This window comes from Hymenobacter sp. YC55, assembly GCF_029433095.1.
In the GTDB taxonomy this organism is placed as follows: domain Bacteria; phylum Bacteroidota; class Bacteroidia; order Cytophagales; family Hymenobacteraceae; genus Hymenobacter.
The window spans coordinates 694434-709448 of record NZ_JARNTX010000002.1; the positions used below are offsets into that span (position 1 = coordinate 694434).

The window sequence follows — 15015 nt, forward strand, 5'->3', positions numbered from 1 at the left end:
TCGCTAGGAAGTGCGTTGCCAAGGCGGTGCGCTTGCCCGCCCTTGTGTTTGTTTAGCTTTGTCATTCATGAAGATTCGCTCTCCCCGCACGCCCGCTGAATGGGCTGCTTATTACCGGCTACGCTACGAGGTATTGCGGCAGCCCTGGCAGCAGCCGGCAGGCTCGGAACGGGTGCCTGAGGACGAAGACCCAGCCACCGTGCACGCTCTCCGGCTTACGCCCGATGGTACGGCCGTGGGCGTAGCCATGCTGCAATCGGCAGAGCAGGCGCGGGGACAGGTACGGTTTATGGCTGTAGCACCGGCTTGGCAAGGCCACGGAATTGGACGCGAACTGCTGGAGTATCTGGAAGAAGCCGGGCGCCGGCTTGGCTACACTGAAATCCGGCTACATGCCCGCGAAGCTGCCGTACCGTTTTACACCCGGCTCGGCTACGTGCTGGAAGCACCGTCGCATACGTTGTTTGGCAGCATTCCGCACTTCCTGATGACCAAAGAACTGGCTGAATAGTTGCCAGAACTCAACGGCGTCGAGAACCGGCTGGCCACTTAAAATGATTCTCGGCCACAGAGCAAATCCCAGTACAGCTGAAAGTCGCCGCGGAGGGAAAGCCAGGGGTATTGGAAGGTGGCTGGTCGATTGTGCTCCACGAAAAAGTGGCCTACCCATGCAAAGCCGTAGGCCGCCACTATGCCTGCCAGTATCAATAACGGTTGCTGCCAGACTACAGCCATTGCCAAGCAGAGCAGAAACAACGTGGTGCCAATGAAATGCAGAATTCGGGTGCCGCGGCGGCTGTGGTCGCGCAGATAGCGGGGGTAGAACTCAGAGAAGGTGAGGGGTGGGGTAGGCATAGAGCACGGATAAGCAGAGGCAGTGGCTGAATATACTTCATTGCCAGCAAAAGTTGATACGGGTTTGGTGGCTAGCCGCTACCTTCGGCTCATGCACCCACCAGATGGGCAAGTGCAGGCTTTGCTTTGCACCACGCTTTATTTTCTCTTCTCTGCTTCCACTTTCTAGTGTTATGGAACAGGTTCCTGATGTTGCTACGCTAGTGGCCATCTACAATCAGATCAACAACTACGGCCGCACCAACGGCATGGAACTGACCGTGACCAAGCCCGGCGAGGTGTTGTACACCATGACCATCGGCGAGGAGCACTTGTCGTCGCCGGGGACTTGCCATGGGGGAGTAATAGCAGGTTTGATGGATGCGGCACTAGGAGCGGCTGCCCTTTCGCTAGCTTTCACTACCGGGGAGTTGGTATCGACCGTGGAGTTCAAGATCAACTACTTACATCCTGTGCGCCTGCACGACCACCTCGTGGCTCGCGCTACAGTTGAGCACCACGGCAAGACACTGGTAGTGAGTAGCGCTTCTATCAGCTGCCCCACCCGTGCCAACATGGTGGTAGCGCGTGGTATGGGCACCTTCAACCGCTACCCTGCCGATAAGCGAGACTTCCATCGCCTGCTTTTTCCGGAAAGCGACCAATAAGCGCAAAGACAACAAACTAGTTGGCCTTCTATACATCTGCCGCAGTTTGTATAGAACTCTGCAGTAGTGTCTGGAATCTTCAACAGCAGGTTTCAGTAGCCTAAACAGGTCGCCTCGTTATTTCAAAAGAAAAGCAAAAAGCCGCCGGGGATACCGGCGGCTTTTTGCTTAACAAACTCAACTGAGGGCGAAGATTAGAGACGCTCCGACGAGTCGGCTGACTCGGTTTGGCTGTGCTCTTCGTCGTACTCGTCGCCTTCTTCCATATGGGGCGGATCAACTTTGCGTACGTTGCGGGCGCAATCTTCGTCGCGGTGGTTGCGGCCCACGGTGAACTCAACCCAGTCGCCTTCGCGCAGTTCGTTGAAGTCGCCTTCCGACATGTCGGCGTAGCTGAAGAACAGGTTGTTTGGTGGCATTACCACGAAACCGAAGCCGTTCTTCAAGTTTTTGATGGTGCTGATGCCTACTGTGCCTACTGGACCAGCAGCCGTGGGGCCGGTAGGGCGTACAGGCTTAGCGGGAGCAGGGAAAGCAACAGGCTCTGGCGTGTTCACGAACATGGTTTCGATCAGCTCGTCGCCATCGGCGAGGCCCTGGTCGATGATTTCGTGCATTTGCACAGGGTACGTGGCTTGCTCGAGCAAGTGCTGAGAGGCGCGGGTCACGCGGGCTTCGCCTTTGAAATCAACGTATTTGAAGTCCCAGTTCAGCAGCATCACCCGGGTACCAATGGTGTTGAGCTTCTTGATCAGGGGAGCATAATCGGAGTCGCCGGCGATGAGCACTACTACGTCGTAGCTCTTGTGCAGGGTCAGCTCGAGAGCCTCCAACGACAGCCATACGTCGATGCCTTTTTCTTGCAAGCGGCCGTCACGCGTTTTGAGGGGCATGTAATGCGTAGCGATACCCATATTCATGAGGATATCGTCGAGCAAACGGTCGTGGAACAACCGGTCTTTATCACGGGCTTCCGTAGCCGAGAGGCGGCCGCGGAAGAAATGAGCATCTATAACTCGGCTTAAGCGAAGATCTACGTCTTCTTCTTCGGCAACTTGATGACGAATAAACTCGTGTAGTCCTTCCAAGCTAATGCGGGCCTTGCGGTCATGCTGGAAGTAGTAGTAATCACTGATTTTTAGGAAATAATTGCCGTCATAAAAGACGCCGATCCTAATCAGAGGGCTATTTATCTGGTTCATACTGTGAAAAAGGGTTGAGAGTAAGCAAGAGGTGCGGAGATATAAGAGCGGGTAATCTGGTGCAATAGGATTTAGGATTTCTACAAAACCAGGCCAAAGGTACGAAGCTTAGTAACTTAGCTTACAGCCCATAAGGCTGCAGGTAATGAATACCATCTTTTTGCGTAACAGGCGAAGGGAAATCCTGTGTGGAGATGATCGGGGCGGAAGGGAGTAGAAGAGTAAAACAAGCTGTTACCGAATAGAGATAATAGTATAGAGCGAAACGATGCCTGAAAGCCAGGGCCTACAACTGATGGACCCGCTAACTCTAGATAGTTATACCGCCATTCGGGGTAAGTGTAATATTATAAAAAATATATTCTACATAGTACAAATGAATACAGTTAATCAATAGGTTAAAGAGCAAAAACGAAGCTTCGAAAGCTACGTGCGTTGTTGGGCTGGAACGCGAATTTATTGGAGTAAGAAGGTTACTACAAACAATCCCTAAATCTTGAATGTCAATCTGGCGTTGCTACTACCAAAGTAATGCCAGCAAAAACTGTTAAAAGTCAACAACCACCTATTTGCACCACCCGCACACTGGCATAAAGCCAGCGCTAATTTACGAATGACGACATAAGTAGCTACATAGTTGCGGAGTCTCACCTATAATCGTTGGTTGTAAAAAGAACACCGTCTGGCAGTAACAGGGTTCAGTGTGCAATCTTTTTAGAGTTAAAAGCTCATTTTACCTATTACAAGTCCTAGAACTAGCAAGCCGTAGCCGCTACAGATACCTACTTCCAGCAAGTTGCCACTAGTGGAGCCAGTGCGAATAAGTGGAATCTTTAATGAAGTATCGGTGAGGGGCATAAACCATTTGACGCCGGCTTTGGTGAGGGTATCGGCAAGCAGGTGAGAGACGTAGCCACCGCCTGCAAAAAGAGCTACACCGTGCCAGCCGAGGCCCTGGTTGGCTAAGTGGCCGATGTAGGTCCAGAGGCCAGCGGCCCAGATGGTGTGGGTCCAAGACCGATGCGAGGTGAACGGCGCAACCGCCACAAACAAGCCAAGCATACTGAGCCAAACGTAGCCAGTATAGAGACCGGCCACTACGGTGCAGAGCCCGGTGAACAATAGGGCCAGCTTGCGGGCCGAGCCGCCCTGCATGGCAGCCCCGAGTAACCCAAAGGCCAGCGCTGCCGTGAAGCCCATGCGTCGGTCGGGGCCGGGAGGCTCCATAAAATGCGTGTAGAGTGCCAGACCAGCCGCTACCACCACAAATGCCCAGCGCACGTAGTTTTGTGCGAACCCAAGGCGTTTGCTAAGACGAGATTCTGGATGATCGAGGTCGGGAGCAAGGGCAGAGAAACCAGCCAGGGCAATACCTGCCGGAGAAAACTTAACTCCCGTGACAAGGCCGCCAATGGCTACGCCCGTAATAAGACCAATAGCTAGATGAGATGATCCGCGCAAAAGAACTTATACTTTATAGAGTAATAAATAATAGAACACTAAAGATGGTGTTGCTAGTGAGAGTGCAATAATAGCTTTTTTAAGTGCAGTATAGAGGGGATTTTCGATGTATAAGCAACTTTCATCTACAGAAGCCCAAATCTAACCGATTAAGCCGAACAGTAAAACTTTATATCCTTATGCTTCTATAATAAAAGTACTATCGAGCAACTGATTGCTATAAGGTGCCTGACTATACCCTTATACGAAAGGCACTTAGCTATAAATAGTGTGCTCGAAGTTCAATAGTGCCGTGAGCAAAGAAAAGATCTTCAGTCAATAAAAATAAAACTATCGTTATAGTTAGTGACCTGAACGGCAATCCAAACCGTGTGACCGTTTGGGTGTCGTGCAAAGTATGCACCTTACCACTCGCCAGAACTGCCTTTCAGGTTGCTGTTGTTGCGGATGTCTTCCACCTGATTTTCGAGCAAGGAGAGTCCTTGTTTAAAGGCGTTGGTGGCTTCTTCCTGCTCTTCGGGAGGTAAGGGGCCGTGCTCCTTAACCTGTTGGCGAAGTTGACGGAGCTGGTCGAGGAGTTGGTCCCAATCCTGACCGACGGGCTCGTTGTTTGATTCTGTCATAGTGAGGTCAGGAGGCCAGTTTAGCGCGTGAAGTAGGAAGGTACAACACACATAGCAAAAATGTTGCGGAAACTTTCGGGGGCGGGCTGTGGTATTGGATAGCGTGTGCCTTGGCGCGCCCTATTTAGCCTCGCCCGACCGGAGATGACTCCGGCCGGGCTTCTACCTTTGCTTCCTCTTCTAGACTATCCGCCGCTTTGAAGGTTTCTGATTTTCTCCAGCTTTATTCTCTCGATCCCACCCTGATGACCGTGGGGGCCCGCCTAAATCCGGCGACGCGCAACACGCTACGGGGGACCGCGCCGGCCGAGGACGGGGCGCATCCGCGTTTGCACCTGCGCGGCCTAGTCGGGAGCCAAGATGCCGTGCTGGCTGCGGCCTTGCACACGGCGTTTCCGGATCAGCACCACCTGTTCATTCTGCACGACCGGGAGGAAGCGGCGTATTTCCTGGCTGATATTCAGCATCTGCTGCCTAACGAAGAGCCGCTGCTGTTTCCAAGCTCGTACAAGCGGCCCTACGCTTTCGACGAGACGGAAAACGCCAATGTGCTGATGCGGGCCGAGGTGCTAAACAAGCTGAACTCGCACCGTGGACCCAAAACCGCCGCCGAAAAAGCTACGGAAGACGCCGAAGATGCTGCCGATGATAACGCTGCGGAAGGCGACTCGAAAGCCAAGGGCAAGAAGGGCGCACGGGCCAGCGTGAAAGACACGGCTGGGGCCATCATCATTACCTATCCGGAGGCGTTGTTCGAGAAGGTAATCAACAAGAAAAGCTTGGTGGCCAACACGTTTATTGTGAAAAACGGCGACAAACTGGACGTGAACTTCATCAGTGAGATGCTGGCGGAGTACGACTTCGAGCGGACCGATTTTGTGTACGAGGCGGGGCAGTTTGCGGTGCGCGGCGGCATCGTGGACATCTTCTCGTATGCCAACGAGCTGCCGTACCGCATCGAGTTGTTCGGCGACGAGGTAGAGACTATTCGGACGTTCGACCCGGAAAGCCAGCTGTCGGTGGAGAAGCGCGAGCAGGTGAGCATCATCCCGAACGTGCAAACCAAGCTGTTGCAAGAAACCCGCGAGGCATTTCTGGACTTCATTCCGAAGAACACCACGGTGTGGGCCAAGGACATGCGCCAGACGCTGGACGTGGTAGAAGAATCGTTCGATAAGGCCGAGCAGGGCTTTCAGGAGTTACTACTCACGGCGGGTGGCACTCAAATCGTGAGCAAGCCCGAGGACTTGTTTGAGACGGGCAAGTCGTTTAAGAAACTGCTGGAAGGCTTTGCGGTAGTGGAATTCGGCAAGCGGTTTCACTACAAGGCGGGAGCCGAGGAGTTTCAGTTTACGGCCAAGCCGCAGCCGAGCTTCAACAAGGACTTCAACCGGCTGGTGAAGAACCTGCACGAAAACCAGGAGAAAGGTTACACCAATATCATAGCGGCCGAGTCGGTGCGGCAGGCGGACCGGCTGCGGACCATCTTCGATGAGCTGGACAACAACGTGCAGTTTCAGCACCTGCTGCTGGGGTTGCGCGAAGGCTACGTGGACGAGACGCTGAAACTGGTGGTGTACACCGACCACCAGCTGTTTGAGCGATTCTATCGGGCACAGGAAGGGCGCAAGTTCTCGAAGAAGAAAGCCCTGACCCTGAAAGAGCTGCGCACCCTGAGCCCCGGCGACTATGTGGTGCACCAGGACTACGGCATTGCGCGCTTTGCCGGCCTCACGCAGGTGGAAATCAACGACCGGGTGCAGGAAGCCATCCGGCTGGTGTACCGCGACGACGACGTGCTGACGGTGAGCATCCACGCCCTGCACAAGATTGCCAAGTACTCGGGGGCCGAGGGCACCCCGCCGAGCATGAGCAAGCTGGGCTCGCCGGAGTGGGAAAACAAGAAGAAGTCGGTAAAGAAGAAGGTGAAGGACATTGCGGCCGAACTGATTCGGTTGTACGCCAAGCGCAAAACCGCGCCCGGCCACCCCTTCGCGCCCGATTCGTTTATGCAGGCCGAGCTGGAATCGAGCTTCATCTACGAAGACACCCCCGACCAGGCCAAGGCTACCGAAGATGTGAAGCGCGACATGGAGGTGCCCCACCCCATGGACCGGCTGGTGTGCGGCGACGTGGGCTTCGGCAAGACGGAAGTGGCTATTCGGGCGGCGTTTAAGTCGGTGGCCGATGGCAAGCAGGTGGCCGTGCTGGTGCCAACCACCATCCTGGCCATGCAGCACTACAAAACGTTCCGGGAGCGGCTCTCGGCCCTGCCCGTGACGGTGGAGTACGTGAACCGCTTCAAGAGCACCAAGCAGATCAAGGAAACGCTGGGCCGGGTGGCCGAGGGCAAAACCGACATTCTGATTGGCACGCACCGCCTCACCAACAAAGACATCAAGTTCAAGGACCTGGGCTTGCTCATCATCGACGAAGAGCAGAAGTTCGGGGTGAAAACCAAGGACAAGCTCAAGGAGTTGAAGGTGAACGTGGACACGCTCACGCTGTCGGCAACGCCGATACCGCGGACGCTGCACTTCTCGCTGATGGGCGCCCGCGACCTGAGCGTAATTGCCACGCCGCCACCCAACCGCCAGCCGGTGCAAACCGAGCTGCACGTGTTTGACGAGCTGCTGGTGCGCGACGCGGTGGCCCGTGAAATCAAGCGCGGCGGGCAGGTGTTTTTCGTGCACAACCGCGTGAAAGACATCGAGGAACTAGCCAACATGGTGCTGCGCCTGGTGCCCGATGCCCGCGTGACCTACATCCACGGGCAGATGGAGGGCGACCTGCTGGAAAAGCGCATGATGAAGTTTGTGGACGGCGACTACGACGTGCTGGTGAGCACCAACCTGATTGAGTCGGGCCTAGATATTCCGAACGCCAACACCATCATCATCAACCGCGCCCACCTGTTCGGGTTGAGCGACCTGCACCAGATGCGCGGGCGCGTGGGCCGCTCCAACAAGAAAGCCTACTGCTACCTGCTCACGCCGCCGGTGGCCGGTTTGCCTTCCGATGCCCGCAAACGCCTGAGCACGCTCGAAGAATTCTCGGACCTCGGCGACGGGTTCAAGGTGGCCATGCGCGACCTGGATATCCGGGGGGCGGGCAACCTGCTGGGCGGCGAGCAGTCGGGCTTCATCAACGACCTGGGCTTTGAAACCTACCACCAGATTCTGGACGAGGCGGTGACGGAGCTCAAGGAAACCGAGTTCCGCGACTTGTTCCTCGGCGACCCCACGCAGCGCCTCCAGGAAGCCGCCAAAGCCAGCGGCCCCAAGGAGTGCAACATCGAAACCGACCTGCAAATCCTGATTCCCGACTCCTACGTGAGCAACGTGTCGGAGCGCTTGCAGCTGTACAGCAAGCTGGATCGGGTGAAGAGCCCCGAGGAACTGCGCAAGCTGGTGGCCGGCATTGTGGACCGGTTTGGGCCGCTGCCGCAGGAAGTGGAGCAACTGGCCGACATCGTGCGGCTGCGCTGGCAGGCCTGCCAGGTGGGCTTCGAGAAGCTGACGCTGAAGAAGAACCTGCTCAAAGGCTACATCTCGGCCACCAACAACGAGCCCTACTTCCAGAGCGACACCTTCGGCAACATCCTGAGCTACGTGCAAACCCACACCCGCACGGCCAGCATGAAGGAGCGCAAAGAGCAGCTCATCGTCAGCATCGAGGAAGTGAAGAACGTGCAAACCGCCAAGCGCATCCTCAGCGAGTTAGGCAGTGAGGAAAAGGTAGGGGTGTAAAGGTTGGTTAAGAAAAAGCCTGTTCCATAAAAGGACAGGCTTTTTTATGCTCTATTAGTTGATACGGAAGGTAACAGGCAGCTCGCATTCGGCGGCAACTGGTTTGCCCCCTATTGAGGCTGGTAACCATGTCGCTGGCAGTAGTTTTACGACGCGCATAGCTTCCTCATCTAGACCTGAAGCAATAGGGCGTGCTACTCGATAATTGGTGGTTTCACCGTTGGAGGTAATTGTAAAAGCTATTCGTACGGTACCATCTACTTGGCTTCGTAGATAGATAGCAGGGTAACGGATATTTTTGGTAATAAAGGCATAAGCTGTACTAAGGCCGCCGATGTATACTGGATTAGCATCTAAAGCAACTCCTGCCATCAATGACTTGAATGTTACTTTCAATTCCAAGCTGCTAGGCTTGTTGAATAGTAATTGGTGGCGAGTGTAATCATACTTCTGCTCAAGCTCGCCGGTGAAGCTGTAGTACTCCCAAATGCCGACTTTTTGATCATTATGGTAACGGCCTTTAGACCACAATGATTTGTGGTTCCAGCTGTACTCCGTCCAGAGGCTGTCCTTTTTTCCATTCGTGTAATAGCCACTTACAATAGTTTTTCTTAAAAAGCCTCCCTCATACTTCATATAACGGCCATGTTTGAGGGTTGGCGCTGTTTTCAAAACGGAGTATTCTTCTCTGTAATTAGAGTTTTTGCTTTTAACTAAAACCTTCTTTGTGTCCTGGCCTGAGCAAATGAGCGGAAATGCAACGAGTAAACAGGCGAACAGTAGAAAGAACTGATTCTGCATAGTAATGTAATAGTCAAGAGGGAGGTTGATGTGTCAACAACGTTAGGAGTAATCTTTTTCGATGTGACCGTTTGGCTATAACTAACTAGTAGAATCAAGTAGCGCTAGATGTAAGTATCTATTGCTTTGGTGATGAATGAGCAGTTGAGGGACGTCGCGCAGTTGTTGGTAGCGAAAATTTAACGAGGAATAGTAGTGCTAACGTATAGGCTCGTACCTCTGACCTTATCTGCTACTGGTTATGTCTTCTCGTCTCGCCCCGTCTTCTCATGCCTCCCTCCAAATTCGTGCGGCTACCCCGGTCGATGAAGCGTTTATTCGTGGCCTGATGCCACGGCTCGTGGCTTTCGGGCCGCCTGCTTGGCGCGACCCGGCGCAGCTCAATGCCACCGATATAGCGGTGCTGTTGGAGGCAGTGTATCAGCCCACGCCGCAGCGCAGCGTGGTAGTAGCCGAACTGGATGGGCGGCCCGTTGGCTTGCTGCATCTTACCATCAACACCGACTTCTACCAGCATGAGCATGCCCACATTGCCGATTTGGCCGTGGCTAGCACAGCTGAAGGCCAGGGCATTGGCCGGGCCTTGCTCAACTACGCCGAAGCGTGGGCTCTAGAGCGTGGCTATGCGTGGCTTACGCTCAGCGTGTTTGCCCAAAACACCCACGCCCGCACCGTGTGTGTACGAGCGCGCCGGCTTTGGCGAAGACATTGTCAAGTATGTAAAGGTGCTCAAGCCAACACAGTAGCCTGCTGGCTAGGTTGAAATGCTATGCAGGATACTATTATAAGAGCGGACTTCAGAAACAGCCTTGCTATGGGTGACCCCGAACACAGAAGCGGAAGCCCGGTAGTATCCGAGCTTCCGCTTCTGTGCTGCTAGCCTACTTAAACTAGGTAGGCTAGGGTAGTACTTCAAACGCTAGGAACTGCGAAATCTGGGTGGCACCGAAGTTATCATCGGCTACCAGAACCAGGGAATTGTGGCCGTTGGGCAACTTGGGCCCAAAGGTCATGCCCTCCAGGTTGTCAACTCGCTGAATACCCGTAGTGGCTACGTCCAGCACCAAGCGCTTCGTGACGGGGGTATAGCTGGCATCAACCAGCGAAGTCACGGACGATACATCGGAGGCCCGCGTCAGGTCGATTTCATAGATCTTCACCACGTAGTCGGGGGTGGCGCCTACGGCAAAGGAGCGTTCCATGGCCAGCAGCTTATTGCCCGACAAAGCCAGCACTTCCACCACCCCGTTCAGCTGAAATTGATTGGCGGGTATGGGGGCGGCGTGCACGGCATCCAGTTTGTAAGCAAACTGCGCAATCGGCTGCCGCGTGTCTTTGTCGTACTTGACGATGCGGATAACCGCGCCAGCCACGCCCGCACTGGCGCGGGGGCCGTCTTCGTAAATCGGTTCTTCTTGCGCCGTAAACAGGTAGCGGCCATCGGGCGTGATGGATAGCCCCTCGAACGAGCCGTTGGAACGAGTGCCGTTTTCAGTAGCCTGCACGCGAAACAGCGGCGGCAGCGCAAATTCGGCAACATAGGCCCCATCGGGAGTGGCCGTGCGCAGAAACGGATTGATTAGCGCGGGTGGGGTAAGGGCCACGTTGCGCACGCCCTCACTCGACCAGATGATTTGTTTCTTGGCGGCGTCGTAGCGGATGCCTTCCGGGTCTACGGTGTTGTAGGGGTCAGTGGCGGCGCTGGGGAAGTTGGTGCCATCGGGCCGCTTGAGGGTGGTTACGCCCGTAAACGTGACGCCCGAGAAGGTGGTCTGGTTGAAGTCGAGGTTGGCGGTGTAGTAGCGCACCGGCTGAAACGCCGACGCATCATCGCACATGATGTAGTACGAGTTGTTGTCGGGGCGGTAGTCGATGCCCGAGAAGCCGCCGAGCGTTGTGCCATTGTAGTCCTGTTTGAAGGGCACAATCTTCTCGCCGATAAAGCGGAGCGAAGACACGCTAATAGGGGTGGTAGGCGTGTCGGAATCATCGTCGGCGCAGCCGGTAAGCAGCGGAACGGCGGTACATGCGAGAAGAAGCGTTGCAAGTGGGAAGTGCTGTTTCATAGAGGAAGGGGTGAGGGAAGGAACACACAAAAGCAGTCAGCAAATAACGCCATTGTTCCAGGCGCCGTAGTTAAGCTACCATTATATTTTAACTAGGAAAAGAACAATTACTTGTGCTTTCCCGCTCATTCAGTGTAGCAGAAGACCGTAAGACCGCAACGCCCCTAACTATATAGCCGGGGGCGTTGTGGTTAGATGCTACGTGAAACGGCGGCTACTCGGCAGCATGGTGAGCCGGTACACTAGCGGCCGAGGTAGCAGTTTCGCGGCCGGTTACCGACAGAATCAATTGCACGGTTTCGGTGGGTTGGTCCCAATGCGGAAAGTGGCCGCAATGGTCGAACCAGTACAGGGTGGCATCGGGGAAGGCCGCGGCGGCGCGGCGGGCCTGGCTAGGGAAGCACACCCGGTCTTGTCGGCCCCACCCAATTACTAAGGGGTGCCGGATGCTGCCACGCGAAGCACCTTCCTGCTTTTTGCCGTAAGCCAGATCGTGCAGCAACTCATCGAAGATGGGAGTGTGCACAAAGCTGCGCAGCTCCGTCAGCGCCACCGAAGCGGGCACCCGCCACGGCCGTGCCGAAAACTGCGCTAGTAGCAGCGTCCGCCCGACGGTACTGGCCGTAAGAGCCGGCAATATAGGTTCCACCGCCCGTAGCAAGCGCACCGAACCGCCCACCGAGTAGTAGAAGACGGGTATCTGCCAGCCCCGCCAAAACCCGCCGGGGTCGAGGGCCACCACCGCTCCCACCACGCCGCGCCGGGCCAGTTCCAGCACCAGCCGCGCGCCCATCGAGGAGCCCACGCAGGCTATGCCTTCCAGGTGCTGAGCGCGCAGCCAATCCGCCACAGCATCGACCAGAGCGTAGAAGGAATTAGAACCGGGCAACGGGGGCGTCTGGCCGTGGCCGGGCAGGTCGATAGTGATTACCTCGCGGTGAGTTGCCAGCTCGTCGAGGATGGTATTCCAGGAGTGGCTGCTGCCGCCGATGCCGTGAATAAGCAGCAGTGGTTTGCCAGAGCCGTGTCGGGTGTGGTGTAGGTGCATAGGGGCGTTGCGTAAGGGGTGGAGCCGTTGCCACCACCCGGCGAGCTGCTACCAGCTGGGCAATGGGCAACGGTTGAGTTGGTAGTACGTGGTAACCAGATAAATAGCTGCCACACAGGGCCTCTGCACTCATGAGCTGTTGTGTTGGGTTGTATCTTGATGCGTGCTACGGCATGCTCTAGGGCTACTTTACACCAACCTCATAGCAATTCGCGTGAAACCTATCCATTGGCGCTTATTCACCATGCACCTGTTGGCGGTGCCCTTTCTGATTATTGGAGGGCAGCAGCTACAAGCCGTCCAATTGGCCGGCGTGGTTGACGTGTATCAGCAAGGCGGTATGAAGGCCTTATCGGATTACCCACTTCTATTACCAGAACTTATCACGCGGGTTTATACCGGTCCTTTATACACCTGGGCCTTGGCCGTACTAGTTGCCTGTTTCGGGTCGGCGCTGGTGGTATGGCGTCGGCGGGAAAGCTGGCTGATTCCTCTGCTGCTGTTCGCGGTAGCAATTAGCAGCTCCTGGACTCATTACTACAACAGCAAGTTGATGAATACAGTCATGGCTTTCCTGCGGTGGCCCTTCGAGTCGTTGCCGATGCCAGTCCGGCTAGGTATTGTGGGCACGGCGCTGACAACTATAGGAATAAGCTTGCTGCTGTGGCAGCTTCGGTGGCATGTTAATACTAGCACTACTGCTAGTCGGCAAGTAATATAGGTGGGTTCTGAAGCACTTGCTCTGCTCGTATGCCTGCCACGGGGTTTCTGTGCTCGTCTTTGTTGGCCTGATGCGTATGGCTTGCGTGGCTTCAACCCGGCGCGGCTACTTCAGCACCTTGGCATCATACACGAGCTGACCGCCGACGAAGGTCAGGAGGCTAGTGGTTTTGGGGAGCTCCGGGGGCGGCACCGTGAAAATGTCCTGCGAGAGGACCACTACATCGGCCAACTGGCCCACGGCAAGCCGGCCTTTGTTGGTTTCAGCGAATTCGGCAAAGGCCGAACCGTAGGTATAGGCCTGCACCGCTTGCTGACGGGTCAAGGCTTCGGACGGATTGCTCGGCGTGAGGCTGGCCAGCATGAGATTCAGGAAAGGGTTGAGCGGCCCATCGGAGCCAAGTGCTACCGGAATGCCGGCGGCTACCAGCGAGCGAAGCGACTGCATGCTCGTGCCCCAACGTTGGTGAAATAATTGTGGCTCACTGAAATGAATCGGGTTTTGCACCACTATCACCCCAAGCGCCTGGGCCCGCGGTATCAGGTCGGCCACTACGCCGTCGCCGTGCTCGATGCGCATGCGCCGGGCCGGCCAACGCCCGGCCGGGCCGTTGCTTTCCAGAGCTTTGATTACCACTTCGGCGCTGCGGCCCCCGGCGCAATGCACGAGTAGCTGCTGGTTCAGGTCCAACGATTCCTGCACCATGCGCGCCACCTCGGTTTCGCTGAAGTTCAGCTTGCCGGTCCAGTTAGAACGGTCTTGGTAGGGCTGGCGCAACGCCGCGCCCCGCTCGTAAGGTGTGCCATCGAGCACCCATTTGATGCCACTCACTTTTACCTTGGCGTTGGGCGGAGCCAGTTTCGAGAGCTGGCGCGCTTCCGTCAGATCACGCTGCTGGGGCGTGGTGGTAGAAAACGGAATGGCCCGTACCCGGATTGGTAGCTGGGCCTGACCGAGCAAGCGCACAAACCGCTTGAAGGGCACAAACGAAAACAGCTGCATGGAGGTGATGCCAAACCGGACGGCCTCATCCGACAGTTGCCGCAGCGCCGCCAGCGCCGCCGAGTCCGACACCTGCGCCATCAGGACGCGGCTGGGTGCCCACTGCGCGTATTCCCAAAACCGGCCGTTGACTTGGTGCGGGCTCGTGGTGGTGCGCTCGAAGTAGCCGCCCAACGGGTCGGGTTCCTGGTCCTGAATGGCAAGCTTTTGTAAGCCTAGCGAGTTGGCAATGTAGCCGTGCCCGTAGTAGGCTTGCAGCAGCACCGGATGGTGCGGTGCGAGTTGATCGAGGGTAGCGCGGTTTACTTGCTCGTTGAGAATCACTGTCGCGCCCACCGAGCCGAATATCCAGGTGCCGGCGGGGGCTTGTTGCGCCGCGGCGGTCAGGGCTTGGCGTGTTTCTTCCCAACTGGGCTCCATGCTTTTGAAGGAGAGCATCTGGCCTGGCGGCCGGGGGGAGAAATGGTTGTGTGCATCGTTGAAGCCCGGCGTCACCGTGCGGCCTTGCAGGTCGATGCGGCGGGTCTTGGGCCCAGCCAGCTTGCTGACTTCCGCCGTGCTGCCCACCGCCACAATTCGGTCTCCCTGAATAGCCAACGCCTGGGCCGTTGGCCGAGCGGCATCGGCAGTAAACAGCTTGCCGTTCAGCAAAACGATGTCAGCGGGCTTCTGTTGGCCCTGGGCCGCCGTGCTGAGTAGTCCTAAAGCGTACAACCCCACCAGTAACTTTTTCATACGTCCTGTGCTTTCAGCCTTGTCTTAATATTAGGTTACATTAATATATGTAAAGCAAGGCAATGAAGCAGCGTATGCTTTCGGTTATGCTGTCAAAGCACGACT

13 protein-coding genes are annotated in these 15015 nt (G+C 55.9%); 5 read left to right on the forward strand and 8 right to left on the reverse strand.

Annotated elements, in window-relative coordinates; all coding sequences use genetic code 11:
- Window positions 1-67 precede the first annotated feature (67 nt).
- Complete coding sequence (locus tag P1X16_RS16140; RefSeq protein WP_277231050.1) at window positions 68-511, forward strand: GNAT family N-acetyltransferase; 444 nt, start codon at window positions 68-70, stop codon at window positions 509-511.
- 38 nt (window positions 512-549) lie between these two features.
- On the opposite strand, the gene P1X16_RS16145 is transcribed toward P1X16_RS16140, so the two are convergent.
- Entirely contained in the window at window positions 550-855 is a 306-nt protein-coding gene (locus P1X16_RS16145; RefSeq protein ID WP_277231052.1) for a DUF962 domain-containing protein, read from the reverse strand.
- A 173-nt stretch (window positions 856-1028) separates the two neighbouring features.
- Between P1X16_RS16145 and P1X16_RS16150 the strand changes: the two genes are divergently transcribed.
- Window positions 1029-1502, forward strand: coding sequence for a PaaI family thioesterase (locus P1X16_RS16150; RefSeq protein ID WP_277231053.1), 474 nt, complete (start codon window positions 1029-1031; stop codon window positions 1500-1502).
- A gap of 194 nt (window positions 1503-1696) precedes the next feature.
- Here P1X16_RS16150 and P1X16_RS16155 read toward each other — a convergent pair whose 3' ends face one another.
- The 3 genes from P1X16_RS16155 to P1X16_RS16165 form a co-directional block, all read right to left on the reverse strand.
- A complete protein-coding gene (locus tag P1X16_RS16155; protein WP_277231054.1) occupies window positions 1697-2704 on the reverse strand; it encodes an NYN domain-containing protein in 1008 nt (335 codons plus the stop codon).
- Between the two features lie 720 nt (window positions 2705-3424).
- A complete protein-coding gene (locus P1X16_RS16160; protein WP_277231056.1) occupies window positions 3425-4165 on the reverse strand; it encodes a metal-dependent hydrolase in 741 nt (246 codons plus the stop codon).
- 404 nt (window positions 4166-4569) lie between these two features.
- A complete protein-coding gene (locus tag P1X16_RS16165; RefSeq protein WP_277231058.1) occupies window positions 4570-4788 on the reverse strand; it encodes a hypothetical protein in 219 nt (72 codons plus the stop codon).
- Window positions 4789-4985: 197 nt separating this feature from the next.
- On the opposite strand from P1X16_RS16165, the gene mfd reads away from it, so the two are divergent.
- Window positions 4986-8537 carry a transcription-repair coupling factor gene (gene mfd / locus P1X16_RS16170; RefSeq protein WP_277231060.1) on the forward strand — a complete coding sequence of 1184 codons (3552 nt, stop codon included), beginning with the start codon at window positions 4986-4988 and terminating at the stop codon, window positions 8535-8537.
- Window positions 8538-8591: 54 nt separating this feature from the next.
- Here the strand turns inward: mfd and P1X16_RS16175 are convergent, their stop codons facing one another.
- Complete coding sequence (locus tag P1X16_RS16175; protein ID WP_277231062.1) at window positions 8592-9338, reverse strand: energy transducer TonB; 747 nt, start codon at window positions 9336-9338, stop codon at window positions 8592-8594.
- Between the two features lie 241 nt (window positions 9339-9579).
- On the opposite strand from P1X16_RS16175, the gene P1X16_RS16180 reads away from it, so the two are divergent.
- Window positions 9580-10101 carry a GNAT family N-acetyltransferase gene (locus P1X16_RS16180; protein ID WP_277231063.1) on the forward strand — a complete coding sequence of 174 codons (522 nt, stop codon included), beginning with the start codon at window positions 9580-9582 and terminating at the stop codon, window positions 10099-10101.
- Window positions 10102-10237: 136 nt separating this feature from the next.
- Here P1X16_RS16180 and P1X16_RS16185 read toward each other — a convergent pair whose 3' ends face one another.
- The gene (locus P1X16_RS16185; protein WP_277231065.1) at window positions 10238-11404 is read right to left on the reverse strand and encodes an esterase-like activity of phytase family protein; all 1167 of its coding nucleotides are present in this window, start codon (window positions 11402-11404) and stop codon (window positions 10238-10240) included.
- A 214-nt stretch (window positions 11405-11618) separates the two neighbouring features.
- Window positions 11619-12452: an alpha/beta fold hydrolase gene (locus P1X16_RS16190; RefSeq protein ID WP_277231067.1), complete on the reverse strand. Its 834-nt coding sequence runs from the start codon at window positions 12450-12452 to the stop codon at window positions 11619-11621.
- A gap of 214 nt (window positions 12453-12666) precedes the next feature.
- Between P1X16_RS16190 and P1X16_RS16195 the strand changes: the two genes are divergently transcribed.
- The gene (locus tag P1X16_RS16195) at window positions 12667-13173 is read left to right on the forward strand and encodes a hypothetical protein (protein WP_277231069.1); all 507 of its coding nucleotides are present in this window, start codon (window positions 12667-12669) and stop codon (window positions 13171-13173) included.
- Window positions 13174-13278: 105 nt separating this feature from the next.
- On the opposite strand, the gene P1X16_RS16200 is transcribed toward P1X16_RS16195, so the two are convergent.
- On the reverse strand, window positions 13279-14910 hold the full coding sequence (locus P1X16_RS16200) for an amidohydrolase (protein WP_277231071.1): 1632 nt from the start codon (window positions 14908-14910) through the stop codon (window positions 13279-13281).
- Window positions 14911-15015 lie beyond the last annotated feature (105 nt).